The 26502-nt window shown below is 53.0% G+C and carries 29 protein-coding genes; 11 read left to right on the forward strand and 18 right to left on the reverse strand.

Annotated features, from left to right (window positions below; translation table 11 throughout):
- Positions 1-13: 13 nt before the first annotated feature.
- The 3 genes from Q4544_RS10470 (at position 14) to Q4544_RS10480 (ending at position 2280) form a co-directional block, all read left to right on the forward strand.
- Positions 14-895, forward strand: coding sequence for a translation initiation factor 3 (locus Q4544_RS10470; protein WP_303506029.1), 882 nt, complete (start codon positions 14-16; stop codon positions 893-895).
- Positions 896-1204: 309 nt separating this feature from the next.
- Complete coding sequence (locus Q4544_RS10475; protein ID WP_303506031.1) at positions 1205-1597, forward strand: helix-turn-helix domain-containing protein; 393 nt, start codon at positions 1205-1207, stop codon at positions 1595-1597.
- Between the two features lie 116 nt (positions 1598-1713).
- A complete protein-coding gene (locus Q4544_RS10480; RefSeq protein ID WP_303506033.1) occupies positions 1714-2280 on the forward strand; it encodes a DUF2306 domain-containing protein in 567 nt (188 codons plus the stop codon).
- 83 nt (positions 2281-2363) lie between these two features.
- Here the strand turns inward: Q4544_RS10480 and Q4544_RS10485 are convergent, their stop codons facing one another.
- Entirely contained in the window at positions 2364-2912 is a 549-nt protein-coding gene (locus Q4544_RS10485; RefSeq protein ID WP_303506034.1) for a helix-turn-helix domain-containing protein, read from the reverse strand.
- Between the two features lie 39 nt (positions 2913-2951).
- Here Q4544_RS10485 and Q4544_RS10490 point away from each other — a divergent pair, with 39 nt between their 5' ends.
- A complete protein-coding gene (locus Q4544_RS10490; protein WP_303506036.1) occupies positions 2952-3329 on the forward strand; it encodes a VOC family protein in 378 nt (125 codons plus the stop codon).
- A gap of 72 nt (positions 3330-3401) precedes the next feature.
- Here Q4544_RS10490 and Q4544_RS10495 read toward each other — a convergent pair whose 3' ends face one another.
- The 6 genes from Q4544_RS10495 to cysG form a co-directional block, all read right to left on the reverse strand.
- Entirely contained in the window at positions 3402-4262 is an 861-nt protein-coding gene (locus tag Q4544_RS10495; protein WP_303506038.1) for a ferredoxin--NADP reductase, read from the reverse strand.
- Between the two features lie 106 nt (positions 4263-4368).
- On the reverse strand, positions 4369-4794 hold the full coding sequence (locus tag Q4544_RS10500) for a DUF934 domain-containing protein (protein WP_303506039.1): 426 nt from the start codon (positions 4792-4794) through the stop codon (positions 4369-4371).
- A complete protein-coding gene (locus tag Q4544_RS10505; RefSeq protein WP_303506041.1) occupies positions 4791-5585 on the reverse strand; it encodes a phosphoadenylyl-sulfate reductase in 795 nt (264 codons plus the stop codon). The genes Q4544_RS10500 and Q4544_RS10505 overlap by 4 nt, the downstream gene beginning before the upstream one ends.
- A complete protein-coding gene (locus tag Q4544_RS10510; RefSeq protein WP_303506043.1) occupies positions 5575-7245 on the reverse strand; it encodes a nitrite/sulfite reductase in 1671 nt (556 codons plus the stop codon). Before Q4544_RS10510 ends, Q4544_RS10505 begins: the two co-directional genes overlap by 11 nt.
- A 2-nt stretch (positions 7246-7247) precedes the next feature.
- Positions 7248-7550, reverse strand: a complete 303-nt coding sequence (locus tag Q4544_RS10515) for a DUF2849 domain-containing protein (RefSeq protein ID WP_303506045.1) — start codon at positions 7548-7550, stop codon at positions 7248-7250.
- A 1-nt stretch (position 7551) separates the two neighbouring features.
- On the reverse strand, positions 7552-8946 hold the full coding sequence (cysG, locus tag Q4544_RS10520; protein WP_303506047.1) for a siroheme synthase CysG: 1395 nt from the start codon (positions 8944-8946) through the stop codon (positions 7552-7554).
- A 143-nt stretch (positions 8947-9089) separates the two neighbouring features.
- On the opposite strand from cysG, the gene Q4544_RS10525 reads away from it, so the two are divergent.
- Positions 9090-9563, forward strand: coding sequence for an Lrp/AsnC family transcriptional regulator (locus Q4544_RS10525; protein WP_303506049.1), 474 nt, complete (start codon positions 9090-9092; stop codon positions 9561-9563).
- A 13-nt stretch (positions 9564-9576) separates the two neighbouring features.
- On the opposite strand, the gene Q4544_RS10530 is transcribed toward Q4544_RS10525, so the two are convergent.
- Positions 9577-10539 (reverse strand): LysR family transcriptional regulator, encoded by a 963-nt coding sequence (locus Q4544_RS10530; protein ID WP_303506050.1) that lies wholly within the window; start codon positions 10537-10539, stop codon positions 9577-9579.
- A 44-nt stretch (positions 10540-10583) separates the two neighbouring features.
- Between Q4544_RS10530 and Q4544_RS10535 the strand changes: the two genes are divergently transcribed.
- Both Q4544_RS10535 and Q4544_RS10540 read left to right on the forward strand, forming a co-directional pair.
- Complete coding sequence (locus tag Q4544_RS10535; protein ID WP_303506051.1) at positions 10584-11018, forward strand: DUF6326 family protein; 435 nt, start codon at positions 10584-10586, stop codon at positions 11016-11018.
- Complete coding sequence (locus Q4544_RS10540) at positions 11002-11745, forward strand: class I SAM-dependent methyltransferase (RefSeq protein WP_303506053.1); 744 nt, start codon at positions 11002-11004, stop codon at positions 11743-11745. The genes Q4544_RS10535 and Q4544_RS10540 overlap by 17 nt, the downstream gene beginning before the upstream one ends.
- A 73-nt stretch (positions 11746-11818) precedes the next feature.
- Here the strand turns inward: Q4544_RS10540 and Q4544_RS10545 are convergent, their stop codons facing one another.
- Both Q4544_RS10545 and Q4544_RS10550 read right to left on the reverse strand, forming a co-directional pair.
- The gene (locus Q4544_RS10545; protein ID WP_303506054.1) at positions 11819-13204 is read right to left on the reverse strand and encodes a DUF3179 domain-containing (seleno)protein; all 1386 of its coding nucleotides are present in this window, start codon (positions 13202-13204) and stop codon (positions 11819-11821) included.
- A gap of 138 nt (positions 13205-13342) precedes the next feature.
- A complete protein-coding gene (locus Q4544_RS10550) occupies positions 13343-14524 on the reverse strand; it encodes a cytochrome P450 (RefSeq protein ID WP_303506056.1) in 1182 nt (393 codons plus the stop codon).
- Positions 14525-14656: 132 nt separating this feature from the next.
- On the opposite strand from Q4544_RS10550, the gene Q4544_RS10555 reads away from it, so the two are divergent.
- On the forward strand, positions 14657-16540 hold the full coding sequence (locus tag Q4544_RS10555; RefSeq protein ID WP_303506058.1) for an SLC13 family permease: 1884 nt from the start codon (positions 14657-14659) through the stop codon (positions 16538-16540).
- Positions 16541-16614: 74 nt separating this feature from the next.
- A complete protein-coding gene (locus Q4544_RS10560) occupies positions 16615-16998 on the forward strand; it encodes a VOC family protein (RefSeq protein WP_303506060.1) in 384 nt (127 codons plus the stop codon).
- Between the two features lie 68 nt (positions 16999-17066).
- On the opposite strand, the gene tpiA is transcribed toward Q4544_RS10560, so the two are convergent.
- From tpiA to Q4544_RS10590, 6 genes are all read right to left on the reverse strand, one after another.
- A complete protein-coding gene (tpiA, locus tag Q4544_RS10565) occupies positions 17067-17813 on the reverse strand; it encodes a triose-phosphate isomerase (RefSeq protein WP_303506061.1) in 747 nt (248 codons plus the stop codon).
- Positions 17814-17931: 118 nt separating this feature from the next.
- Positions 17932-18282 (reverse strand): iron-sulfur cluster assembly accessory protein, encoded by a 351-nt coding sequence (locus Q4544_RS10570; protein ID WP_303506064.1) that lies wholly within the window; start codon positions 18280-18282, stop codon positions 17932-17934.
- Positions 18283-18304: 22 nt separating this feature from the next.
- A complete protein-coding gene (locus Q4544_RS10575) occupies positions 18305-19036 on the reverse strand; it encodes a DUF3307 domain-containing protein (protein ID WP_303506066.1) in 732 nt (243 codons plus the stop codon).
- Positions 19029-19670 (reverse strand): hypothetical protein, encoded by a 642-nt coding sequence (locus Q4544_RS10580; RefSeq protein ID WP_303506068.1) that lies wholly within the window; start codon positions 19668-19670, stop codon positions 19029-19031. The genes Q4544_RS10575 and Q4544_RS10580 overlap by 8 nt, the downstream gene beginning before the upstream one ends.
- A gap of 177 nt (positions 19671-19847) precedes the next feature.
- Complete coding sequence (locus Q4544_RS10585) at positions 19848-21056, reverse strand: glycerophosphodiester phosphodiesterase family protein (protein WP_407063039.1); 1209 nt, start codon at positions 21054-21056, stop codon at positions 19848-19850.
- 96 nt (positions 21057-21152) lie between these two features.
- Positions 21153-21515, reverse strand: coding sequence for an SUF system Fe-S cluster assembly protein (locus Q4544_RS10590; RefSeq protein ID WP_303506069.1), 363 nt, complete (start codon positions 21513-21515; stop codon positions 21153-21155).
- Positions 21516-21813: 298 nt separating this feature from the next.
- On the opposite strand from Q4544_RS10590, the gene Q4544_RS10595 reads away from it, so the two are divergent.
- A complete protein-coding gene (locus Q4544_RS10595) occupies positions 21814-23955 on the forward strand; it encodes a S8 family peptidase (RefSeq protein ID WP_303506071.1) in 2142 nt (713 codons plus the stop codon).
- Positions 23956-24027: 72 nt separating this feature from the next.
- Here Q4544_RS10595 and Q4544_RS10600 read toward each other — a convergent pair whose 3' ends face one another.
- Together Q4544_RS10600 and Q4544_RS10605 are read right to left on the reverse strand one after the other, a co-directional pair.
- The gene (locus Q4544_RS10600; protein WP_303506073.1) at positions 24028-24303 is read right to left on the reverse strand and encodes an NfeD family protein; all 276 of its coding nucleotides are present in this window, start codon (positions 24301-24303) and stop codon (positions 24028-24030) included.
- Positions 24303-25193 carry an SPFH domain-containing protein gene (locus Q4544_RS10605; RefSeq protein ID WP_303506075.1) on the reverse strand — a complete coding sequence of 297 codons (891 nt, stop codon included), beginning with the start codon at positions 25191-25193 and terminating at the stop codon, positions 24303-24305. The genes Q4544_RS10600 and Q4544_RS10605 overlap by 1 nt, the downstream gene beginning before the upstream one ends.
- 106 nt (positions 25194-25299) lie before the next feature.
- Between Q4544_RS10605 and tgt the strand changes: the two genes are divergently transcribed.
- Entirely contained in the window at positions 25300-26430 is a 1131-nt protein-coding gene (tgt, locus tag Q4544_RS10610; protein ID WP_303506077.1) for a tRNA guanosine(34) transglycosylase Tgt, read from the forward strand.
- Positions 26431-26502 lie beyond the last annotated feature (72 nt).

The raw sequence follows: 26502 nt of genomic DNA on the forward strand, positions 1-26502 counted from the left end.
TAGGAGAAGATCCATGAAAAATCTAATTTGGGTCGTTGTTGCAGCAGCCGTGGCTGTCGTAGCGTACATGCAGTTTGGTTCTAAAGGTGGCGAAGACGCCATGGAAACTGAGGCCGCGGCCGAAGTGACTGCACCTGCGCCAGTTGCTGAAGAAGTTGTCGAAGAGGCAGCTGAAGCGATGGAAAAAGTCGAAGAAAAAGCCGAAGGCGTTATGGAAGCTGTTGAAGGCGCAGCAGACAGCGTGATGGAAAAGGCTGAAGGCGCTGTCGAAGGCGTCATGGAAAAAGCTGAGGGCGTTGTAGAAGGCGCGATGGAAAAAGCCGAAGGTGCCGTTGAAGGCGCAATGGAAAAAGCAGGCGACGCGATGGAAGCGACCACCGAAGCTGCAACTGACGTTGTAGAAGGTGCTGCAGAAGTTACTGAAACTGCGACAGAAATGGCGACAGACGCCGCTGAAGGTACAGCCGAAATGGCAAAAGACGTGACCGAAGGCGCAACTGAAATGGCAACTGACGCCGTTGAAGGCACAACAGAAATGGCCAAGGACGTGACTGAAGGCGCGACCGAAATGGCAAAAGACGCAGCCGAAGGTGCAACTGAAATGGCAACCGATGCTGTTGAAGGCGCGACTGAAACTGCAGCTGAAACAGCGGTAGAAGCAACAACTGAGGCAGCGGCAGAAACTGCAACTGAGATGGCTTCTGAGGGTGTATCCGCATTGGATCTGTTGACACCTGAAGGGTTCAACTTGGAAAAAGTTGGTGAGCTGATCGACGGTTCTGAGCTAGGTGCGATTCAGAAAACTGCGTTGAAAGCAGCGATTGAAAAAGCAGGCGACAATCCTGAGCTTTTGAAATCTGCTTTGGATGCGGCGAAATCTGCATTGGGTCTTTAATCCGCTTAAATAAATTCGAATTTAGTTTCGGATCTGCCGCGTTCTCTTGCGAGAGCGCGGTTTTTTTGTCCCAAATCGCGGGGGACTGCTACTAGATGTTGATTTTGGTTAAGGCGGCGAACGCAGGTGTAAGAAACAACGAATGTGAGTTTCGTACACTTAGCACGCTGAAACGTACGATTCCTTTTTGCGCCTCGCGTGTCGCATCTATACATGTGCTAACCTGCCGCCGCTCAACTGGTGGTATCTCTTTAAGAGCTATGCAACAGTACCGTTAAGTATTTGGTAATAGACAAAAAGGATGACGGTATGACCGATGATGCAGGATGGTTCAGCGAAGCAGAAGCAACATTCGGGGATCGGTTGGCTGGCGCGCGAGAAAGTGCGGGTCTGACACAGAAAGCCTTGGCCAAAAATCTGGGTGTTAAGACGGCGACGTTGGTGGCTTGGGAGAATGACCTAAGCGAGCCAAGGGCCAATCGGTTGCAGATGCTGTCAGGCATTCTGGGGGTTTCTTTGGGCTGGTTGCTAACGGGCGAAGGTGACGGGTTGGATCAGCCGGCCGGCACAGAACCGATTTCTGGTGATATGACCGACCTGATGATCGAAATGCGCAGCCTTCGCGTGCAAATGATCAAGTCAGCCGAAAAGTTAGGACAGTTAGAGAAACGCTTGCGGACGGCGTTGCGCGAAGAGGGGTAGGCGAAAGCCCGCATTAAGCTTTTGGGAAACTGATGAAGAGAATGCCTCGACAGTTACTGACGCTCTTATTGCTATACCTTGTTTCGTGTCCGGTATTGTTTGGAACCGTTGATAGAATGATATTTCTGTTTTCGGACACCCAGCTGCAAGATTGGGTGAATGTTCGGTATTCCGATCACCCGCTTACGACTGCGGTTCATCTCATTCCCGGTTTCCTGATGCTCTTTGTTGCGCCTTTGCAATTTTCGGATACGTTGCGCAGGCGTTACCGAGCATTTCATCGTTTTCTTGGGAGAGTTTTCTGTATCTCTGGGATCGTGAGTGGCGTTGGTGTTCTTTGGATGGTTATCGTCTTTCCGGCGCTTGGTGGGGTACTCACACAAGTTGTGACGTTCGTATTAGTGTTCTCAATGTGTGCGTTTATGGGGATCGCAGTTAAAGCAATCCGCAGCCGTCGGACCGCGCGCCACAGAGACTTTATGATGCGTGCCTATGCAATTGCCTTGTCCGTCTCTACAGCGCGCATTTTTATTGAGCTGGCAGAACTGCTTTTTGGGCTGCCTTTTGAAACTTCTTTTGTGATTGCTTCTGCTGCCGGAGTTATTGTGAACTCAGGAATTGCTGAGTGGATCATATATCAGCGTAAAGGAACGGCCGAGCCGATCCAACGCGTATCTGCCTGAGCTTGCAAATGATTAGTGAGCAGGGACGTTAGAGCCGCTACAGAAACGCTTTCGGACGGCGTTGCGCGAAGAGGGGGTAAGGCCTAGTGCCGCTCAAACCGAATTTCGGGTGCGGCAATTTCGGTTATCAATCCCCCTGTGTTTATTGCACTGTAGATTGGGCGCGGAGGGCGGTCGTATTCATCTACGACCCGGTGCACCCATTCTCGTTCTTCCAGCGATTTTAAGGAATGAGACAAAGCGCGATCTGTGATTGTTAGAAGTTTGCGTTTGATGTCTGAGAAGTGGTTTGGTGTTTGAAGCGAGACCAACACAGGCAAGGTCCATGAGCGACGCAGCAAGTCATGGTCATTCTTTTCAACAGCACAGTGAACTTTATTTGCGATTTTCGCAGCCGCTTTTCCGGATTGTGTCAGTCTGAATTCGGGTCTGAGCGGATGGCCGTGGCCTGGGTTTCGCTCCATGAGGCCAATTTCGATGAGGTGATCCATGCTTTGAGCAAACGCAGTTCGGCTTGCGCCGGTTGCGTTTAGCAGTGGTGCTTGCCGTCCGGGAATGCCTTCGTGCAGGCTTGATAAGATTGGGATCGCCCAAGCCCGAGAGGTGATGTTGACAAATGACGCAATGTACATAAAGTATAGTTACTATATTTTTATTCTTGGGGGAAGCCTATGTCCGTTATTTCGTTAGAAAATACCATTACAATAGCGATGTCGGTGAAAGATCGACATGCCAGCGCCAAGTGGTTTGAGGATATGTTGGGATTTGAAACGCTTTATCATGCGGACGAAGCTGGGTGGTCCGAATTACAAACTAAGACTGCTGGAGTCACTCTTGGGCTTGGGGAGCATACAGAGCCAGTGCCAGGCAATAGTGTACCGGTTTTTGGCATTCTTGATCTGGATAGCGCGCGTAAGGCGTTAGAGCAGGCGGGCGTTAAATTTGATGGGGAAACTGATGTGGTTGAGGGGATGGTTAAGACCGCCACTTTTTATGATCCTGACAACAATGCCCTGATGCTTGCAGAGGATTTGACAGGCGGGGCCTGAGTTCACATTGGCCTACAACGTAAAAAGCCGCCCTCGGATGAGAGCGGCTTTTGTTGTTTGTATGTCAGCTATTTAGTCGAGGAACGCTTTTTCAACAACGTAGTGCGCAGGCTTGGAGTTCGCGCCTTCTTCTAGGTTGTAGGTGTTCTCGAACAGGTCTTTGAGTTCTAGGTTGAATGCCATGTTGCCGCAAATCATTGCGCGGTCTGTGTCTGGGTTCAGGGGCTCTACACCCAAGTCTTTGAAGGCTTCGCCAGACCGCATGAGGTCTGTGATGCGGCCCATTTTTGGGCTCTCTTCGCGGGTTGTAGTTGGGTAGTATTTGATTTTCTTCCAGAACCCTTCGCCGATGACTTCGTTTAGAAGCTCGTCGTGTTTCAGGCTTTCGATCAGTTCGGCGCCATATGTCAGTTCGCCTGCTTCGCGGCAGGTGTGCGTGATGATGACCTCATCGAATTTTTCGTATGTTTCTGGCTCGCGCAGCAGGGAGGCGAATGGTGCAAAGCCTGTGCCAGTTGCAAAGAACCAGATGCGTTTACCCGGGACCAGCGCGTCGTGCACCAATGTGCCGACTGGCTTTGGACGCATGATGATTTCGTCGCCGACTTTGATGTGCTGCAGTTTGGATGTCAGCGGGCCGTCTTGGACTTTGATCGAGTAGAATTCCATTTCCTCGTCCCAAGATGGGGAGGCGATGGAATAGGCGCGCAGGAGTGGTTTCTGCTTGCCGGTCTTTTCGTTCACGTCACCCATTAGGCCGATCATGACGAATTCGCCAGAGCGGAAACGCAAGGACGCCGGACGTGTCACGCGGAAAGAGAACAGACGGTCTGTCCAATGTTTCACTTGGGTCACGGTCTGCGCGTCGGGCAGGGCGGGTTTTTTGGTCGCCGGGACGGCGGTGGCTTCGGTCACTGCGGTTTGCTCGTTCATATCATCAACAACGGGCGGGATTACCCGCCCTCCATTTAACAGTTTCTATTCAGTAAAAAAGGGCCAATTTGGTCATGACCGGCATGACCAGATCGCAACTGGTCCTTTAGGAAGAGGCTTTGGCGCGTAGGCGCGATTGATAGTCGTGGGCTTGCCAGTTGGCACGGGCGAGCCATTGATCCTCGGGCTGGCGTGCGGCGAGGTCGTCAGGAATTTCAACTTCGTCAAAGCCAGAGCGGCGGGCCATAGCGTATTGATCAGCTAAAACTTGACCTTTGGCGCGCAGGCGGCCTTTGAATCCCATCAGGCGCAATTGGCGGGCGATGGTGAAGCCACGGCCGTCGTGCGAGTTTGGGAAGTCGATGCGGATCATTTCGACGCCGCCCAACAGGTTGGACAGTGCGGTTGGGTTGGCATCGGACGCGAGGTCGAGGGATACCACATCATTTGCGGCCTCGGTTTCGAATTCGGCGACAAAGCCTTTGGTCCAATCATCAGCTACAAAGCCGGTATCGTTGACGAGTACAGTCATGCGTTCACTCCTTTGCGCACCATTTTACCGTTATCAAAATGGATGCCGCATTCGGTTTTTTCTTGTCCGCGCCAACGGCCGGAACGAGGGTCTTCTCCCGGTTTTACCGGGCTTGTGCAAGGGGCACAGCCGATAGACGGGTAGCCTTTGGCCACAAGCGGATGCTTGGGCAGGCGGTTTTCTTCCATATAGGCGCGCACATCTTCGGGCGCCCAATAGGCCAGTGGGTTCACTTTGATGCGGCCTGTGAAATCTTCGACTTCGAAGAACTCCAACTGCGCACGTGTGCCTGCCTGAAAGCGTTTGCGGCCTGTGATCCATCCGTCATAGCCACGCAGGGCTTTTTGCAGAGGACGGGTTTTGCGCAGGGCGCAGCAAGCATCGGTGTCACGCTGGTGAAGCGTGCCATCGGGGTCTTCGGCATTCAGGGTCGCGTCGCTGGCGCGGATGATCTGCATGTTCGTCAGGTTCAGGCGCTCTGCGATTTCCAGTTGGTATTCCAGCGTTTCCGCAAAGAGCATTTCTGTATCAACGAAGATTACCGGGACATTGCGGTCCACCATCGAAACGAGGTGAAGCAGGGCCACGCTTTCGGCGCCGAACGAGCTGACCATGGTCAGCTTGCCGACGTCGGGATCTTTGAGTGCGCGTTCCAGTACGGCGGTTGCCGAGTGGTGCTTGTAGCGCCCATTCAAGGCTGCGACCTTTTCCTTCAGCGGATCGGGTTTGTCCGATCCACCTAGGTTTAAAGGCGTAACAGCACTTTGATCTGTTACGATATCATGCGGCATTAGCCTGTGCCTCTGGGTAGATGAACGCTTTGAAGGGGGCCATGCCGACGCGGTTAAACGTCTGGATGAAGGTCTCGTTTTCGTCTTCGCGTAGTTCCAAGTAACCTTGAACGGTGCGTTCGATGGCAGGAACGATCTCATCATAGGCAAAGCCCGGTCCAACGCGTTGGCCAACGGCCGCAGAGTTGGTTGCGTCGCCACCCAGAGTAATCTGGTAGTTTTCGACGCCAGCCCGGTCGAGGCCTAGGATACCAATGTGACCCACGTGGTGGTGGCCACAGGCGTTGATGCAGCCTGAGATTTTGATCTGTAGGTGACCAATTTCGTGCTCTAGCTTCAGTTCATCAAAACGTGTCGCGATCTGTTGGGCCACTGGAATCGAGCGGGCAGTTGCCAGCGCGCAATAGTCCATGCCGGGGCAGGCGATGATGTCAGAGATCAGGCCGATGTTGGCTGTGTGCAACTCGTGCTCTTTAAGCGCGGCGTAGATCGCTGGCAGGTCAGATTTGTGGACGTGTGGCAGGATCACGTTTTGCTCGTGGCTGATGCGCAGCTCGTCGTGGCCGTATAGGCGCGCGAGTTCTGCCATTGCGCGCATTTGATCTGCAGAGGCATCACCCGGAGTATCGCCGTGTTTTTTCAGCGAGATGGTGACGATGGAATAGTCTGCATTCTTATGCGTTGCCAAGTTGGCGTCAGCCCAGCTGCGGAACAATGGGTCTGCGTCATAGGCAGCTGTGTATGTGTCAGTGGAAGCTGACTTGAACGTTGGGTTGGCAAAGAAGGTTTCGATCTCTTTCAAGAGTTCAACGTCAAAGCCACCGAAGGTTGGGCGGATCAGTTGGAAACGGTCTTCGACACGCTGGCGGATCTCTTCGATGCCGTGCTCGTGCACAGTGATTTTGATACGCGCTTTGTATTTGTTGTCACGACGGCCCAACAGGTTCCAAACGGAAACTGTTGCTTCGAGGTAGGACAGCAGGTCTTCTTGTTTGACGAATTCTTTCAGAGTCTTACCGATCATTGGGGTCCGGCCAAGGCCGCCACCGACAACGATTTGGTAACCGATTTCGCCTGCGTCGTTTTTCACGATGTAGAGACCGATGTCGTGGGCTTTGATCACCGCACGGTCGTTTTCAATCGCGCCAGAGACGGCGATTTTGAACTTACGTGGCAGAGCCTGGAATTCAGGGTGATCTGTGGACCACTGACGGATCAATTCAGCCACTGGGCGCGGGTCTGCAACTTCGTCAGCGGCAGCGCCGGCAAAGTGGTCAGCGGTCACGTTTCGGATGGTGTTACCAGACGTTTGGATCGCGTGCAGGTTCACTTCTGCCAAGGCATCAAGCATATCTGGCACGTCGTTCAGTTTTGGCCAGTTGTACTGGATGTTCTGACGCGTGGTGAAGTGGCCGTAGCCCTTGTCCCATTTTTCCGCCAGCAGCGCGAGTTTGTCCATTTGAGCAGAAGACAGTGTGCCGTATGGGATCGCGACGCGCAGCATGTAGGCGTGCAATTGCAGGTATAGGCCGTTCATCAGGCGCAATGGCTTGAATTCATCCTCTGTCAGGGAGCCGTCGATGCGGCGTGCTACCTGTGCGCGGAATTGAACGTTGCGTTCGGCCAAAAAGGCGCTGTCAAAGTCGTTGTACTGATACATGATTATGCCTCTGCCTGTTTGCCGTGGAAGTAGTTGCTTGGGCCGGTGCGGCGGAACTCTTCGCGGAAGTGGGTTGGGGTTGGGTTGCCGTTGTCGTCAGTTTTGGCATCCGCCAAATACACGCCGACAACTTCGTCGACTTGTTGTTGTGCTTCGAGCAGGCGCAGGTCTGCGTCGGCTTCGTCTGTCAGAAGAACAGCGTTACACAGCTCACGGGTCCATTCACCTGTGTCTGTCATATAGATCACATCACCTTCGAGCAGGTGGTTTGCAGTGATGACTTTTGGTGTGAAAGCGCGGGCCATATCAGGCGAGCTCCTGTTGTTGAAACTTGGTAAGTGTGGCGGTTGCAGCGCGTGGGGTCAGGCCAACGAAAGTAAGGGCCGGGCCAGCAAGGTCTGCATCTGCCAGATCAGTTGGTAGGGTTGCGATGGTGGAGGCAATGACGCGCTGATTGGCGCGGGATGCGTTTTCCACCACGGTGACGGGGGTTGCTGGATCTGCGTCATGCATGATCAAGCGACCTTGGATAAAGCGGGCGGCTTTTTTGCCCATATAGATGGCTGCTACTTGGCCGGGTTTGGCCAGATCGCGCCAGTCGTGATCGGCGAAACCTGCAACGTCGTGGCCTGTCAGGAAACGAACGCCAGAGTTGCGGCCACGTTTTGTGAGGCTTTGACCGATGGACGCGACAGCGGCAGATGCGGCTGTGATGCCTGGCACAACGTGTGATGCCACGCCCGCGGCGGCGCAGGCGTCGAGTTCTTCGTCTAAACGGCCAAAAACGGTTGGATCGCCAGATTTCAAACGCACGACCTGATGGCCTTTTTGCGCGTGGGTGACGATCAGCTCGTTGATGACCTCTTGTGGGGTTTGTTGACCGAAAGGTGTTTTGCCAGCGTCAATCAACTGCGCTTCGCGGCGGGCGAGCTCTAGGATTTCTGGGGCAACGAGGCGATCATAGATAACAACGTCTGCGGTATCCAACGCTTTGCGGGCCTTTAGGGTCAGCAGCTCTGGATCGCCGGGGCCTGCGCCAACGAAAGCAACGTGGCCTTGGGAAGTCTCTGCGGCGAGGTGGGAGAATAGGAGTTCGTCCAGTGCTTGTTCTGCCGCGACTTCGCCTTTGGTTTCAACACGTGGACCGGATTTGAAATAGTAATCAGCCCAGAAGGTACGGCGTGCGCGGCCCCATGGCAGAGCCTCTGCGGCTTTGCGAAAGGATTTGCCTACGCGGGCAAGCATGCCGAGGTTTGGTGACAGGCGCTCTTCGAGGTCAGCTTTGATGGCGCGGGCCAAAACGGGTGCTGCGCCTTCGGTGCCGATGGCGACGGTCACTGGATCACGGTCTACAATCGCCGGAGTGATGAACTGGCTGTCTTGCAGGTTGTCGACTATATTGGCCAATACGCCAGCGTCACGTGCGATTGCAGAGGTGCGGGCGTCTTCTGCGTCGTCTTCGTCTGCGGCGTAGAAAAGAACTTCGTTCGTTAGGTCGCCAGATTGAAGAGGGCGGTTGATCAGTGTCAGCTTTCCCTGTGCAGCCCAGCTGTGGATCTCAGGCACGGCGTTGGCTGCGAAAACGGTCAGGGAGGCTTCTGTTTTCAGCAGCAAACGCAGCTTGGCCACGGCCGCCTCACCACCACCCGAAAGGGCGATGTGCTGTCCGGAAACAGACAAGAAGACGGGAAAGTGTTTCATTGGGCCATGCCTTTGGTGTTTGACTTCGACTGCAATATAGGAAATTATTCCCCTATTGCGCTAGATGCTGCGATAAATAGAAACAAATGTTCTGCCTTGACGGTCGTGAGGGTGAAATGTTCTAAAATGCTGAGGGAATTGGGATGGCGTTGCGAATAGACGACATGGATCGGAAAATCCTTGATGAGCTGCAACGGGATGCGGCGCTGTCTTTGGACGAAATTGCCCGTCGTGTGGGCAGTTCTAAGACCCCGGTTTGGAATCGTATTCGTAAGCTGCGCGAAGGTGGAATCATCAAGCAAACAACGGCTTTGCTGGATGCCGAGGCCCTTGGTTTTGAAGCGTGTTTCTTTGTCTTGATCCGTACAAGTGCGCATGAGGCTGATTGGCAGGCACGTTTCCTAAAAGCGCTGCAAGATCGCCCTGAAGTCCAAGAGGCCCACCGATTGGCGGGCGATATTGATTACATCCTGAAAGTCCGCGTGGCGAACGCGCGGGCTTATGATGTGTTCTATCAAGCGCTGATTTCAGAGGTGCGCGTGCACAACGTGACTGCGTTGTTGTCGATGGAAGAGATTAAATCGACAACGCTGTTGCCATTGGGTGTGGCTGAGTAGGGCATAATTCCCGTTAGTGTTTTGCTACTAGACCTGACCAATTGTCTTTGGATAACTCTTTGGCAATGTGATCAAAGGTGAGACGGATACGGCGACTTGTTCGAATTTCGCGATGGGTTACCAGCCAGGTTTCCATTTTGAATGCAGGTGCATCCGGCAAAATTCGTTGAAGACCTAAGCGCCCTTCGGCGACATTTGTCGGTAAAAATGCGATGCCCGCACCTTCGCGTACAAGTTCGTAAATAGCGCTGCCGTTTGTGGTAACGATGCCAAAGTTGTTCTTGGTTATGGGAATACCCATTGCGTTGATTTGGGGGACAAGCCGTTCTTGGTTTTCGTAACCAATAAAGTTGGCATCTTCGAAATCAGAAAGCGATTTAACATCTCCCAAGGACTTGAGGTATTCCTTTGATGCAAAAAGGGATATTTCAATATCTTTCAGTCGCTTACCAACAAGGTCCGGCTGTTCGGGACGGGTGTGTCGTATGGCGATGTCAGCCTCACGTCGAATGAGATCGCTTAGTTCATTTGACGGAACCAGATCAACGCAGATTCCGGGATATTCTTTTCTGAGCGACACAATGCAATTTGGTAACGCATATGCTGCCATGGCGTCGCTGGACGTGATCCGAACAATGCCCTCTATCAACTGACTTTGACCTGAAGCCACGCGTGAGATTTGCGTTGCGGCTTCGGCCATGCCGCGCACATGGGCAAGTAATTCGGAACCTGCATCGGTTAATTCCATGACGCGCGTACCGCGTTCAAATAAGGTAAGTTGAAGGGTCTCTTCGAGGGAAGAAATTTGCCTGCTGATGGTTGGCTGCGTTTGTTCTAAAACGCGTGCGGCAGCAGACAGAGAGCCCGTTTCGACAGTGGCTAGAAACGCACGGATGTGGTTCCAATCAAAAGAGATCGCATTCCAGTTCATGGATTTACGTATAGTAGATCGACGAATTTCGTCAATTTCATTCATCTATTCGATAAGCGAGAATTCCTGCGAATGGAATGGAGAGAGCGATGTTTATCGTTGAACACCCCAAAAGTTTGGGAAAGACACTGTCACTGCTATGGATGTTTGCAATTTTGAATGTGCTGTTTCGGGATGTACATGAATTGACAACGGCGAGTGCTGCCAATGAGATTTTGACAGGCTATGTGAATGGAAACGTTGTCACTGAGGAAGTGTTGTTTTACGCGGCTTTCGGTGTCGAATTGTTTTTATTGGGTAGCCTGCTGTCGCAGCTTTTGCGTCCGATCTTTGCGCGTTGGTACAATTTGGTTTCGGTCCCTTCGGTTTTGGCAGGAATGCTGATGTCGCCGCCAACGGATTTGGATGACTATTTTTTCGCGACTGTTGTGATTTGTACGTTGATTGCAATTTTTGTGATTGCATTGCGCTGGGACACGAAGAACATGCTAGACCAAATTCAGGAGCATGATCGTGTGTCCTGAGTGTGTGCCTAAACAAGGTGGCGTGCAAGCAAGTGTGCCAGTGGTTTCGTTTTCTTTTAGAAGTTGGCACTTTTCACTCGGTCGCACGCCTTTCAAAAGTCGAGAGCTGGCAAAACACTATGATGAACGTTCTGCGTCTTGGCAAAAGACCATCGAACGCTTTGGTTTTGAAGGGGCCTACCGCCATTTGATCTGCCGCGTTTTGAGTCAACAAAGATACCGGCTGGACAGGCACTCTTTGAGGGTTTTGGATGCGGGTATTGGGACAGGTGCTATGACATCGGCGTTTCATGCTGAGCTTGGCCGAGGTTTTCAATTGGATGGTGTCGACATTTCTGAGGAGATGTTGCGAGTGGCGTCAAAACACCTGCAATTTAAGAATATTGAGAAAACCTTGGCCATCGCCGACATCACAGATTTGCCCTATGATGACGATTGCTTTGATGTCGTTTTGGTGGCGCATGTTGTTGAGCACCTCGCGATTCCCGAAACCGGCTTTGACGAGCTTTATAGGGTACTCAAACCCGGTGGGTTGCTGATCTGTTCAATGACCCGACGCTCTGCCTTTGGTGCATTTGTTCAACTGCTTTGGCGGACACATCAAGTGGGTATATCGCGCGCATTAGGCTGGCTGCGAGGTGCTGGATTTAGGGATGTACGTGCGTTGCCGATGGAAAAGGGCTCCGCTGCGCGGAATTGCAGCATCGGTTACGTGGGGCGCAAGTGACTATTCGACCGGTTATTCGCAAACCGGTCAAAGTTGCCCTTGGTGGCAAATAGTTTGCTTTGATCGAGCTTGATCACCCCGCCCAAAGTTCTGTCTTTGGATGAAACTGTGACCATGCGAACCAGAAGGCTTGGTGGCTGCCGAGGTCTTTGCCATTGGCGTCGACGGCTTTGATGCCACCTGCGTCGAGCTTGAGGTGGATGTTTTCAAAGGTGACGGATTGGCCGCGGCTTAGGGCAAGGATGGCCTTGCTGCGCTGAAAGGCGATGGGTTTGCCCGAGGCGGTGGTGATGCCAATGATGTCTTCGTGGACGGGAAGGCGTGGGTCGACGTCGCCGACTGGGAAAATCGGGCCACCGGCGTCACGGCCATTGCGGAAATCAAAGTCACGGCCAAGGGCGAGGTGTTCGGCGAGGACTGTTGTTTCTGGGTGTTCTTTTTTCCATGTGCCCCAATCGGTTGTGATCACCGAGGCTTGTTCTAGCTGCAGGCCCTTGCGGGCCAGTTTGCCGGTGACGGCCTTGCCTAAGAAGGTGTCAAAGACAGAGTAGGTGCGCACGTCATACATGACTTTGTTGGATCGGATCAGCAGGCCGGATGTGCGCAGGATGGGGCGTTTGATGCCCTTGGGGAGTTGATCTGTGAAATAGGCCTGAGCTGCGCCGCAAAGGGTGCAATAGGGGATGCCAAGATCGCGGCCGCCAAGGGTGTCGTTGACCATCTCGCGGACTTCCATGATCTGGCGGGGGTAGGCACGGTATTCTCCGTTGACCTCTATGCCAAAGACAATGTCGTCGTCATCTAACCATGTGGCTTCGGCGGCAGTGGTGACTTCGGGGTTGTCGGCGGCGGGGATGCAATTGCAGGCTTCGTCTGTGCGATCAAAAGGGCGGTCATCAATCAGAACGCCGCCCCAAGAGACGTGGCGCCAATCTATGTCACCTTTGACAAAGATCTTTTTCCAGCCGGGGACGACGCTGGTGAAAATGGCGCCTTTGGATTTCAGGTAGTTGGGTGGCTCTGGGATGTCCCATGCGATCAGTTGATCGGTGATCACGCCCCATTGGTTTCGGCTGGGTGGGTCGATATCCAAGAGGATGGCCGCGACTTCAGAGAGGGCGTCGTTGATTTGCGAGCCCGAGACGAAGCGCATGAGATCGGCGATGATCCACGCGATGCGCGGGTCTTTGGATTGCGCAATTGTTTGTAAGGCGAGAGTTTGGTCGCGGCCCCATGTGCTTTGGGTGACGCTATCAACCAAGGCGGTTTGGATGGCGTCTGATAGGTCTTTTGGTAGGGCGCCCGTTGGGATGGCTGGCGGTGTACCAAATTCTGCAATCACGTAGTCGGGTAGGGGTGATGCAGATTGGGCTGTGGCGGATGTAGGTGCCGTTAGGGAGAGCGTTGTTAGGGTTGCTGCCGCTAAAAAGAGGCGAAACGATTGAGAAGCCAGAGCCATAAAGATCCTCTTGAGGATGATGTTTCCAAAGGCAACCTTGGGGCGCAGTGGTTGCTGCGCCCGTTGATCGCGGGTTGAAGGCATCATGGCGGCGAAGCGGCTTAATCGCCAATCAAGTTTGGTTCACCTTGGGGTGAGTTATGGCGTGACCAGCAAGCGCTCTAGCCCGTGAAAGTGGTATTTATTCGCGTAAACGGGGGGCTCTGCCATTTTCAGGTTTGGAAAACGCTCAAACAGAATGGGTAGGGCGATTTGCAACTCTAGACGGGCAAGTGGTGCGCCAATGCAGAAATGACGGCCCGCGCCAAAGGCGGTGTTGGTTTTGATGGGGCGGTTTGGATTAAAGACATGCGGGTCTTCCCATGTGGAAGGGTCGCGGTTGGCGGCCCCCAGCAAAAGCGCGATTTGATCACCGGGTTGCAGGGTGTGACCTGCGACTTCGACCTCTTCATAGGCAAAGCGGGTGAACATGTGCAGAGGCGGATCAAAGCGGATCAGTTCCTCGACTGTGTTTTGCACGCGATCTGGCGTGAGGCAGGCAAGATCGGTGCCCGTTTCGAGTAGGGTTTTGACGCTGTTTCCGATGGTGTGAACCGTGGCTTCGTGACCTGCATTCAGGAGCAGGATGCAGGTTGAGATCAGCTCGTCTGTTGACAGTTTTTCACCGTCGTCCTCGGCGGCGATCAATTCGCTGAGCAGGTCGTCCGCGGGGGTCTGGCGTTTTTCATCGACATAGCTGCGGATAAAATCAGCGAAGTCTTGAGAGGCCTGAGCGGCGGCGAGTTCGTCCTGATGGGTGCGCGAGGCCTGGTACATGGTGACCATGGCGTTGGACCATTTCAGTAGGTCGTCACTCATGGATTCGGGCACGCCAAGCAGGCGTGCGATGATAATCACCGGTAGCTTTGTTGCAAAAGTTTCTAATAGATCAAATGGTTCTGAGGGAATGTTATTGCAAAGTTCGTGACTGAGGCTGTGGATGTCTGGGCCAAGCGTTTGAATGCGGCGTGATGTGAAAGCACGCATGACGAGGCCCCGTAGGCGGGTATGACGTGGCGGTTCGAGTTCGAGCATCGAGTGCGCTTCGACCGCATAGAACGGACGTGTGTGTGGTGCCGGTTCTTTGGCAAGTTCTGGGGGGACTTCGCGGCCCAAACGGCGATCTTTTAGCAGCATAGAGACCGTAGCGTATGAAAATGCAGCGGGCATGCCGTAGTCTTTCCAGACATGAACCGGGCCATCTGCGCGTGCCTGATCATAGAAGGAATAGGGGTTCTGAACGAAACTCGGATCGGTCGGGGATTGGTGCAAAGTCTTCATATGGGCACCATTTCGTCGGGGCTTAATCAATGCAAGCCCAAAGCGGGTTTTCTTTATCAATTGGTAAAGTTTGTTGATTATGTTGCGCGGTCGGGTTGTTGCGTGCAATAAAATTACAAAGGGAGGCGCGCATTGGACTCTGTTAGTTTGACACTCGAGATGTCAGTTGTTCTTGGTTTACTGGCATTTACTGTATTCTTATTTGTTTCTGAAATCGTTCGAATTGATTTGGCAGCCGTATTGGTGATGGTTTTGCTGGGTTTGATTTCACAATTTCCTGCCACCCAGAATGTTGCGGATGTCAGCCATTTGTTTGATGGCTTTGCATCTAATGCGGTGATTTCGATCATCGCAGTGATGATTATTGGCGCGGGTTTGGACAAAACCGGCCTTATGGGCAAAGTCGCTGCTGTGATCTTACGGCGGGGCGGTTCGACAGAGGGGCGGATCATTCCAATTATCTCTGGCACGGTTGGGGTTATTTCATCGTTTATGCAGAACGTGGGGGCTGCGGCCTTGTTCCTGCCGGTGGTCAGCCGCATTTCTGTGCGGACAGAGATTCCCCTGTCACGGCTTTTGATGCCGATGGGGTTCTGTGCAATTTTGGGCGGCACGATGACGATGGTCGGGTCTTCGCCATTGATTTTGTTGAATGATTTGATCCTGGCTGCAAATGTCATGTTGCCGGAAGGTCAGAAAATGCAGCCCTTTGGGCTGTTTTCTGTGACGCCAATTGGTGTGTGTTTGGTGATCACGGGAATTATCTATTTCGTGGTTTTTGGTCGTTGGGTTTTGCCAAAGGGCGATAAGCAGGGCGATGGGACATCAGCGCAATCATTGAAAGAATATCTGCGCAATATCTATGGGTTAGACACTGATATTGTTGAGATTGAGATACCTGCGCGGCACCCTTGTCAGAAGCTGACGTTTGATGATCTGATGCAGCAGTATCATGTCTATGTGATTGGATCGGCGGTCAGTGGACAGAGGTGGTTTGCCCCTTTGATCACTACGCAGATTGAAACACCTTGCCGGTTGGCTGTGCTTGGGCCGGTCAAAGAAATCCGGTCGATGGTATTGAACGAAGACTTTACCTTGCAGAAGGATTTAGAGGTTTTCGCCGAAGATTACGCGCCGACGACCTCTGGTGTGGCGGAATTGGTTATTCCTCCGGGGTCTGGTTTGATTGGCAAAACGGCGCATGAAATCATGTTTCGTAAAACCTATGGCGCCTCGATGTTGGCGATCCACCGGGACGAAGAAACGCTAAGCTATATCGAAACCGAAGAGCATGCCCCGACAGCTATTGCCGAGGTACCGTTTAAGGCCGGGGATACGCTGGTTGTTCATATCACTTGGGAATCTTTGGCCCGTATGACCCGCAACCGAGATTTCGTGGTTGTGACGCAGGATTTCCCGCGCGAAGAGCTGCGGCCCAGAAAATTGGGTTGGGCGATGCTGTTCTTTTTGGTGGCTTTGGCGTTGATCCTATTTAGCGATGTGCGGTTGTCACTGTGTTTGCTGACGGGCGCGATTGGGATGATCTTGACCAAAGTGTTGGACATCGACGAGGCCTATGAGGCGGTCAGTTGGTCGACGGTGTTCTTATTGGCCAGTTTGATCCCATTAGGGCAGGCGGTGCAAAGTACCGGAACGGCGGAATGGATTGCGCATCAGATTTTGTCGCTGCTGGATGGCTGGCCCTTGTGGGCGCTGCAAACCGGGGTGGCGATATTGGCGACGATATTCACACTGGTGATGTCCAACGTCGGCGCGACGGTGCTGCTGGTGCCCTTGGCAGTTTCTATTGCCTTGGCAGCGGGCGGCGACCCGGCGATCTTTGCATTGACGGTGGCGATCAGCACATCCAACAGCTTCTTGATCCCAACTCACCAAGTGAACGCGCTGATCATGGGACCTGCGGGCTATAAGGTGATTGATTTCGTAAAGAGCGGCGGCATCATGACGGTGTTGTTCTTGATAGTGTCGATGTTCATGATGAATGTGGTGTTTTAGAGCGCGCCCCTAAAGACTGCGGGTGCATTTGCCGTGGTTGTTATCGCCGTGCCTGACCTATTTGGAGTGAAACCGTGATTGATCATTCGGGAATTAGCGTTTCGGATTTTGAAGTGTCCAAAGTGTTCTACGAAAAAGCGTTGGCACCTTTAGGGGCATCGCTGTTGTTTATGGTGCCGGTTGAACAGACGAATGGTGAAAAAGTTGGTGGCTTTGGTATCGAGACACCCTGCTTTTGGCTGAATGACGGTGGCGCACAGACACCGCCGGTTCACTTTGCCTTTAAGGCAAAAAATCGTGAGGCGGTAAGGGCTTTTTACAAGGCAGCGATTGATGCAGGTGGTCGAGATAACGGTGAGCCTGGGCTGCGGGTGCATTACCATGAAAACTATTACGGGGCTTTTGTGCTCGACCCAGATGGCAATAACATCGAAGCGGTGTGCCACTTGCCTGAGTAGGAGCTTTGCTGGTGTATTCGTAAAAACGCGCCCGTTAAGGCGCGCTATTTTGTTTATGTGGTATAGGTTTAGCTGGCGTCGAGCGCGGTGATGATTGCGTTGAAATCATCGGCCTTTAGGCTTGCGCCGCCAACGAGTGCGCCGTCGACGTTTGAGACTGCGAAGATTTCGGCCGCGTTGCTGGGTTTGACAGAGCCGCCGTAGAGGATGCGCATACCGTTGCCTTCGTCGCCGAAGCGTTCGGTTAGACCTGCACGGATGAAATCGTGGACTTCGGCGATTTGGTCGAGTGTTGGCACTTTGCCGGTGCCGATGGCCCAAACGGGTTCGTAGGCGATGACGGTGTTTTCAGCGGTGGCTGCGTCTGGAGTGGAGCCTTTGAGCTGTGTGCCAATGACGTCCAGTGTTTTGCCGCTTTCGCGTTCTTGAAGGCTTTCGCCCAAGCAGATGACGGCGACAAGGTCGTTGTCATAGGCGGCTGTGGATTTGGCGGCGACGATGGCGTCGGTTTCGCCGTGATCTACGCGGCGTTCAGAGTGGCCAGTGATGACGTAATCCGCACCTGCATCTACCAGCATTTCGGCGGAGACATCGCCGGTGTGTGCACCAGAGGCGTTTGCGTGGCAGTCTTGGCCGCCGATGGCGATATTGCTGCCCTCGGCTGTGACAGAGGCGCGTGAGATAAGCGGAGCAGGGGTGCAGATCAAAACATCGGTTTGTTTTGTGTCAGCGGCCTCTTTCATGGCGGAAAGTTCGGTCAGATTGGCGGTGACGCCATTCATCTTCCAGTTACCAGCGGCAAGTTTACGGCGCATGTGGCCCCCTCAAATATTAATCCATCTCTCGGAATTCTTTTGCGGGGTATGGTGCTGTGCGTCAAGCCGTTGGCGGTAACAGCTTGGGCTTGTTGAGGCTATTTACTAAAGTTTTCGCTCACATGCCTTCGAATTTGATGGATTCACCACAACCGCAGGCTTCGGTCACGTTGGGGTTCTTGAATTTGAACCCAGCTTCGAGCAGCGAGACTTCGTAGTCGATTTCTGTGCCGAAAAGGAACATCTGTGCCATCGGGGCGATCATAACGCGGGCACCGTTTTCTTCGACAACTTCGTCCATCGGATCGCGCGCGTCGACGTATTCCATGGTGTATTCCATACCCGCACAGCCGCCTTTTTTGACGCCAATGCGTAGCCCCTCATGGCCCTCGCGGTCCATCAGTTTGACAATTTGTGCTGCGGCTTTCGGTGTGATCGACACAGCCTGCTTGCCCGGAATACCAAACATCGCGTTCTCCTTTGATGCTTACTTAGGGTTTTGGTAGGGCAATGCCAAGGTCTGTTAGCTGCGATAGCAGTAAAACAACAGCGAGGCTGACCAAAATGGCCCATCCAAAAGAAGCAAGTGTTCCGATGATAACATATTCTGAGCGTTTGCGGTTTTCTGCAGTGGAGCCTTCTTTTGGGGTCTCGAACCTTAGGACGGATTTTGCAGCAACCAGAAAGCCGATGCCGATAGGCAGACCTGCCAGAACCAACACGTAGATCAGGCCGCGTTCCAGAAAACCGATCATTGCGCCGCCGCCGGGCAAAGAGTCTTTGGAAAAATCCGATCCGTATTGCGACATCAGGATGCCAACCGCAAAGCCGCCAGCACGGGTGGCAAAGATGGCACCAGAGGTCAGGAGCAGAGCGTGGGGCAGCCATTCGGGTGCCGTGGCCCAGAGGCCTGTCGCCCAAAGGGTTGGGGCTGCGTAGGCGATGATGGCGAGGGTTGCCAGGTGGATCAGTTGATCGCCTAGATGGGCGTTGATGGTGTTAGGACGGCGGGCCTTGATGGCGTCGGTTGCGATATGCAGTGCGGTCAGGATGACAACCGGCGCGCCGAAGGTTCCGGTGAGGGCGGTGGCCGTCGCGAAAACGATGAGACCGTGATAGGCCAGATAGGTGAACTTATGCTTATTCTGCGCAACTTTGGTTGATTGAAACACATAGTCGGCCAGCACATGGGCGGCAAAGAGAGCGACGAAGGTTTCAATCATTTTGTTTTTCCAGAAGGTGAAGCGCTAGGTACAGGCTTTGGTAGCCCGCTGCGTTTAATGTTCGCGTTACAACCTGGCGGGATTTGTTTAATATTTTGGCTAGATCAGTGAAGCTTAGATTGGCATTTGGTGCTAACATTTGTGCCATGGTTTCTGCTTGTGCTGGCGTCCAGTCTTCGGCGATGAAATCTGCGAGTACTGTTGCTGCGGCCTCTGCGCCTGGTTCAGAAAAAGCAAGTTTGGGGGCAAAGCTTGTCATCGATTTTAGTGTTTCGAGTGCTCGGCCGGATTGGATGAAAACTGTATCGTTTCGGTCGTTTAGGTCGGGTGTGTTGGCGTGTTGAAGTTCGCCAGTTGCTATTCCGATGTAGGTGTTAAACTCAGGTCCGAGTGATTTGAGCTTTGCTGTGAAAATGAGTGCTGTACGTAGTGCGTATTGCGGTTTGTTGAGAATAACTTGCCAACCATCGCCTCGGTGGCGGGAAAATTGAAGAGAGGCTTCATGCCAAACGGCCATGTCTTGGGCCGTGTCTTGTAGCGTGCGAAATGCGTGATCCATTTGCGCTTTGGTCAGCGCAGAGGATTTAACCAGATCTCCGGTGAGAACTGTGGCTTTGTGTGTGTCATGTCTCATGTGCACCTATAATGGGGTGCGAAATGCAAAACGCAACTTAAATTGGGTGCGAATTGGGTTATGCACCCCTTTTTAGGTGCGAAATGGGTTATGCACCCAAAAATAGTTGCGAAGGAGCAACGAAAACGGCCCCAAATAGAATTGGGGCCGTTGTAAACAGTATTTAGATTAGAAGCGTTAAGAGTTCGGGGTGCCCATGCAGTTTGCATAATAGGTGACCGTCGCTGGCCAGTCAGAGAACATACCTTTGATGCCCACGTCCTGTGCAAGCACATCGAGTAGTTCGAAATACATGGAGTCGTTGTTGGTGGTGTCTTTGACCGACTGGAAATACCAACCGCCGCCATTTGCCAATGGGCCAGAGCGTTCTAGCGTCCATGTGATCAGGTTTAGGCCTGCAGCTTTGGCTTCGGTGGCATAGGCAGATGGGACAATCTTGTCGTTCTCTGTTGTCACCAACATCCACATTGGTGGTGCGATGTAGTTAACACCCATTGCTTTTAGATCAGCCATAGAACGGCGGAATGTGGATGGGTCGTTATGGTCAAAACTTTCGTCATTATAGCTGTCGTCTAGGAAGACAGCTTGTTTGCCGAACTCAGGCTCTGCTTTGATCCAATACAGCACGTCATCCAAGTTGAAGGATTGTGCGAAAACGTCAGAGGCTGGGATGCCTGCGGCTTTGTATTCGTTGATCAAAGCTTGAGCGTAGTCTTCTTGGGTAAAGCCATCAAAGGGCATCTCAACAGATGGGGATTTAAGCTCTGGTGTGAATTTGGCGCCAAGGTCTTTGAACAATGCGATGGATTCCGCATGAGTCATGACTGTTCCATTGGTCGCGTAAAGGTCTGTGCGCCAGCCCGCGGTGCCGTCCAAGTATTCTGCAACAGACGTCGCTTTTGCGTTTGCTGCATCCATCTTGGCGTTCAGAGATTTGAACTCTGCAAGTGTGATGTCTGATGTGCGGCATTCTGCGGAGGCTTTGTTGTCGCCGTTTGCAGCAGTAAATCCGGCGGTGCAGTTTGCGGCCAGATCAGTTGCCAGAATGTTGGTTGTTGTGTGCAGGTCATTCTGCGCGTGGCGGCATACCAGTTTTTTGTCTTTAGTGAATGTAACGTCACATTCCAAAATGCCAGCGCCCATACGCGCCGCAGCTACGTTGGATTCTACGGTATGTTCAGGGAACATCATCGGCGCGCCACGGTGGCCGATAGAGAATTCAGATTGTTTGAATTCCATGTTTTGGCAAGACTGCAATTTGCTTTTGAGCGTGCCGTCGGCCATTTGGTCGATCAGGTAATAGGGACGTGGGCCCAATTCGACTTCGGCGGCCATAGCAGCCGCCGGAACAAACGCCAAAGCGCTAATGATAAAATTGCGAAACATGTTTCGTCTCCGTGTGTAAAGATGCACGGAGGTTTTCACATATCTGCGACAGTGATTTGATGGTTCTGTTTCAGTTAGATGTCAGAACCTTAACGCTTACATGAAGCCCAGTTCTAGGCGTGCCTCGTCGGACATCATTTCCATGCCCCAGGGTGGCTCCCATACAAGTTCGACTTCGACGGTTTTAACACCCGGTACGCCTGAGATTGCTTCTTGAACCCAGCCCGGCATTTCACCAGCAACAGGACAGCCCGGTGCGGTAAGGGTCATGATAACGCTGACTTCGGCATCGTCATTGATGGTGATCGTGTAGATCAGGCCAAGATCAAAGATGTTGACGGGAATTTCGGGGTCAAACACGCTCCGGCAGGCCTCGACTGCAGCTTCGTGCAGGGGGTGATCAATGCTGGAGGGGGCGATGAGTGGCGTGCCCTCGATTGGCGTGGATTCCTGAGTCATTTGCTATCCTGCTTATTCCTGAGCGTTGATATAGGGAATGTTCGTCGTAACGTCCAGAGGGAGGCGGCATTGCTGAAAGGGTGAAAGCTTTGCTGAAGCTGGCTGTTCGAAGGCGAGGGCAGGGTGAATTTGGAAAGGCTTTCAAGCTCTTGTTCGCGACAGAGGGCATGCAGTTAAGTGAAGAAGAATGGTCACACGGGAACAGTTAAATTCGATTCCATGTAGGGTTGTTCTGGAATTCCACGACAGACTGATGCCATTACTTGGGGCAACAAACGCATGTATCAGAAAGAAACGCGTGACCCGTAAGACGCATAAATTACCCGTTTTAATCCTGCTTCCTGCAATTTTGGCTGCGTGCGGGGGCGAAGAACCTGATTTTTGGGCCTCTAGCGGCTCAGGCACCATAAACTTGCCGTTTACGTCGAGTGAAACGCTGCTGGCCTCCTTTCTGGATAGTTTGGATACGGTTCGCGGGGCGGCAAATCGGCTGATCACCCAAGATGATCGTTACCTGCTGCAAGAGGCCCCGGATGGGTTCTATATTGATGAAAACGGCAATGGGCGTTTTGATCGAAATGATGTGTCTTTGGATAACGCGAGCCCTTTGCAGCATGCGGGGGTGCATTACGCACATGCGGCCGGATTAACCGGTGCAGGCGAAGTGATCGCGATTTCAGATTCTGGGTTCCGCACCAGCCACGAGGCTTTTGCAGGCAAGTCTGTGACAACGGGCTCTGGCATCTTTTTAGATGATCATGGGACGTCCGTTGCATCCATTGCTGCCGGGAACTCCGCCGACATGATTGGGGTTGCTCCGGGTGCTGACCTGATCCTAGGCAGTTTCAATACAAACGCGCAGCTCACTGCGACAGCGAATGCGGCGCGCGTTGCTGGTGCCGTCGCATTGAACAATTCCTGGGGCATTAATGGCTTTGACGCCAATACGACAAATTATAACGCGTATTTCGGTACCACGAGTGGGAATACCTATCTAAACGCGCTCCGTGACTATGCCCAAGCAGATGGGATTGTTATCTTTGCTGTCGACAATGACATGAGCATAACCAACATCGGATTGTTCGCTGGGCTTCCTCTTCTTGTGTCTGGTATCGAGGAAAGCTGGCTTGCCGTTGTAAACGGTGTACCTGTCATGGAAAATGACGATATTGTTTCTGCCCAGCGCATATCGGGTGCCTGCCTAGAGGCTGCCGCCTGGTGTATTGCCGCGGATGGTAGCTGGACCGGCGCGACATCCGACACCAATAGTAGTTATGCGTTTGACACGGGGACGTCCTTTTCGTCACCTACAGTGGCAGGCGCACTCGCGTTGCTGGCGGAAGCTTTTCCAACGATGACCCATCAAGAGCTGCGCATTCGGCTTCTGGCGTCTGCGGACAATAGTTTCTCGGGATTTGTTTCGGCTGGGTCTGTCGAGTTGGTGGATGGATTTAACCACGATTACAGCACTGAATGGGGGCACGGGTTTTTGGACGTTGCTGCCGCGTTGTTACCTATTGGACAGCCCATCGTCACAACAGGGAGTGGCGCCGTTCTTACGATGGATGATCCAATGATCGTTTCAGGTGGGGCAAGTGGAGATGCGGTTTCCAGAGCGTTGAACGACGTTCAAGTGGTCAGCCGCGATGCCTTGTCAGCGCCGTTTGCAGTTAGAGCTGCGTCATTGGTTGGACAGCGTTCCGTTGCACCGCTCTTTTCAAAGCGCGACATCTTTAATTTTGAGGATGCTCCGGGGATCAATCGGAGTGGTGCTGCGTTCTTTGGCAGCGGGCGCGACATGAACTTTGAGGTGTCTGACGCAAGCTATAGCCTTGCCCTGTATCAAGACGGTGCCGCGGATTCAGAGACGTTTGGCGTTGGGCTAAGCCGTGTTTATTCTTTTGACGGTGCAGCCTTAGAAGTGAGTGCAGCATTTGGCAACGATACCGCCGGATTGCTGTCTGATTGGAATGGGGGCACGGATACGTCTATTTTCTCGGCGGGTATGGCCCTGTCAGCGGATATCTCGCCATTGTCCGCGATCACGTTTGAAGCGGGCATCGCATCTGGTCGTGAAAACTCAGAATTGGGCCAATCTGCGAATGTGTTGATGAGCGCGGCCTCATTGTCGATTGCACGCCGGAACGCATTGGTGCGGGACGACAACTTCAATATCTCGCTGTCTTTGCCGGCGGCTGTGACCACTGGGTCAACGTCAATCTCTCTGCCTGTCTTCTCGGCGGATGGCGGCATCATGCAGCGCAGCGTTCCAATTAGCTTGGTACCAGACCAGCGCGAAGTACGGTTGAGTGTGTCCTATGACCGCCCTGTGTCACGAAACGGGACAATGGGGATTACCCTTGCCCACGCAGAAAATCGGGGCAATATCGCAGGTCATAGTGAAACGGGGATAATGTTTGGGTTTAGAAAACAGTTCTAACAACCCATTGTTATTCTAACATGTTTTGGTCAGCGCAGCACACCTAATGTGCTGCGCTGATTTCGTTTATAGCTAGTCGTTGATGTCGTGATCAAAGGTTTTTACTTGGCCTTTGGGCAGCGAAAAGATGCGGCGTAGGACAAGCCATGAGGCCAGCGATAAGATCGCGAAGATCAAGAAGATCGCTGATGGGCTGAGCAGAGTCAGTGGGCCCAGCATGGCAAGGCCAACCAATGCCGCGCCAATGGCGAAGCCGAGAAATATGAACCCCGGCAGGACCATTTCCAGGATGCCGAGGATCAGGGCGGCGGCCAGCCAGAGCCACCATGTTGTGATCAAATCCGCCATTATGAGCCGCCTTTCAACAATTTGAAGGCATCGCCAAAGGCCTCGAGCGCAGCGGCTGGCAGGACGATGGTTTGCTTGCCTTCACCATTGCCCAGTGCATTCAACGCCTCGACCTGTTTCAGGGCCACTTGGTATTGCGCAGCTTCGATGCCGTTTTCCTTGATGGCCAAAGCGACCACTTGGGTCGCATAAGCTTCGGCATCAGCGCTGATGCGGCGGGCTTTGGCTTTTTGCTCGGCCTCATAGAGTTCTGCGTCTGCGTGCAACTCGACAGAGCGTTTGGCGCCTTCGGCCTCTGTCACTTGGGCGCGGCGGGCGCGTTCGGCGTTGAGCTGTTGCAGCATCGCATCGCGGGTGGCTTGGTCTAGGTTCACGTCAAGGATTTCGGCTCGGGTGACTTCGATGCCCCAGTTGTCTACCGCGTCTTCGACGAGGTTCTTGATAGTTGCGATCAGGGCCGCGCGGTTGGATTGGACCTCGTCTAGGTCCATCTTACCGATTTCAGCACGCACGATACCAGCGACTGTGGTTGAGATCGCGCCATCTACATCGCGAATACGATAAACCGTCTTTTCAGGTTCGGTGATGCGATAGAAGACAGAGGTATCCACTTGTACCAATACGTTGTCTTTGGTGATCGCGTCTTGGCTGGCAGTGGGCAGTTGGCGTTCGAGGATCGAAATTTGGTGGCGGACAACATCCAGAAACGGCACAACAAAGTTGATGCCTGGCCCAAGCACGGCTTTCAAACGACCAAAGCGTTCGACCACATGTTTTTCGGATTGCGGCACAATGCGAATGCCTTTGAAAATAACGACAATGACAAAGACAGCTGCCAAAAGCAGCACGATGTTTTGGGAAATTAGGTCAAATATGAAATCTTCGGGCATGTGATCCTCGTTGAAAATGTTATGGCTCTTAGGTGGTTCATTACGAGCTGTTTTACAAGTTTGATAAGGCAGCGTAAGGAAAGCGCAAAGTTAAAAAGGGTTCCCGATGACAAGCCGTATTTCATTTGAATTAAACGCAACCGATGGCAAAGCGCGTACCGGGGTGATCAATACGCCGCGGGGCGAAATTCGCACGCCGGCGTTTATGCCTGTGGGCACGGCGGCTACTGTTAAGGCGATGATGCCTGAAAGCGTGCGTTCGACCGGCGCGGATATTCTGTTGGGGAATACCTATCATTTGATGCTGCGCCCCACGGCAGAGCGGATTGATCGCTTGGGTGGCTTGCATAAGTTCATGAATTGGGAGCGTCCTATTCTGACGGATAGCGGCGGGTTTCAGGTGATGTCATTGGCCGGGTTGCGCAAGCTGACCGAAAAAGGCGTGACGTTTAAATCCCACATTGATGGGTCAAAGCATGAGCTGACGCCAGAACGGTCGATGGAAATCCAAAAGCTATTGGGCTCTGACATCGTGATGTGTTTTGACGAATGCCCAGCCTTGCCTGCGGATCGTGACAGGATCGCGGAATCGATGCGCCTGTCGATGCGGTGGGCTGAACGATCCAAAGAGGCCTTTGGCGATCGTCCGGGACACGCGTTGTTCGGCATTGTGCAGGGTGGCCTGGAAAAAGACTTTCGCGAAGAAAGCGCGAATGCGCTGCGTGAGATCGGATTTGATGGCTATGCTGTCGGCGGTCTGGCCGTCGGCGAGGGCCAAGAGGCAATGTTTGATTGCCTTGATTATGCACCGGACATGTTACCCGTGGATAAGCCGCGCTACCTTATGGGCGTTGGCAAGCCGGATGATATTGTGGGCGCAGTTAAGCGCGGCATCGACATGATGGACTGTGTATTACCGTCACGCTCTGGTCGGACAGGGCAGGCGTTTACACGCAAAGGTGTGGTGAATATCAAAAATGCGCGCCACGCGGATGATCCGCGTCAATTGGATGCGGCATGTACTTGCCCGGCGTGTTCAAATTATTCGCGCGCCTATTTGCACCATGTGTTCCGTTCTAACGAGATGATTTCTGGCATGTTACTGACATGGCATAACCTGCAGTATTTCCAAGATATTATGGACGGCATGCGTAACGCGATTGCGGCGGGTACATTTGAAGCGTGGGAAAAGGATTTCCACGAGGGGCGTGCGCAGGGCGATATTGAGCCGCTTTGAGGGCTTCGTGCTGAAATTCGCCTAAACCCACAATCAATCATTAAAACCGGGTGAATTGTCCGAATTCTCGCC

This window comes from Cognatishimia sp. 1_MG-2023 (assembly GCF_030548175.1).
Lineage (GTDB): Bacteria > Pseudomonadota > Alphaproteobacteria > Rhodobacterales > Rhodobacteraceae > Cognatishimia.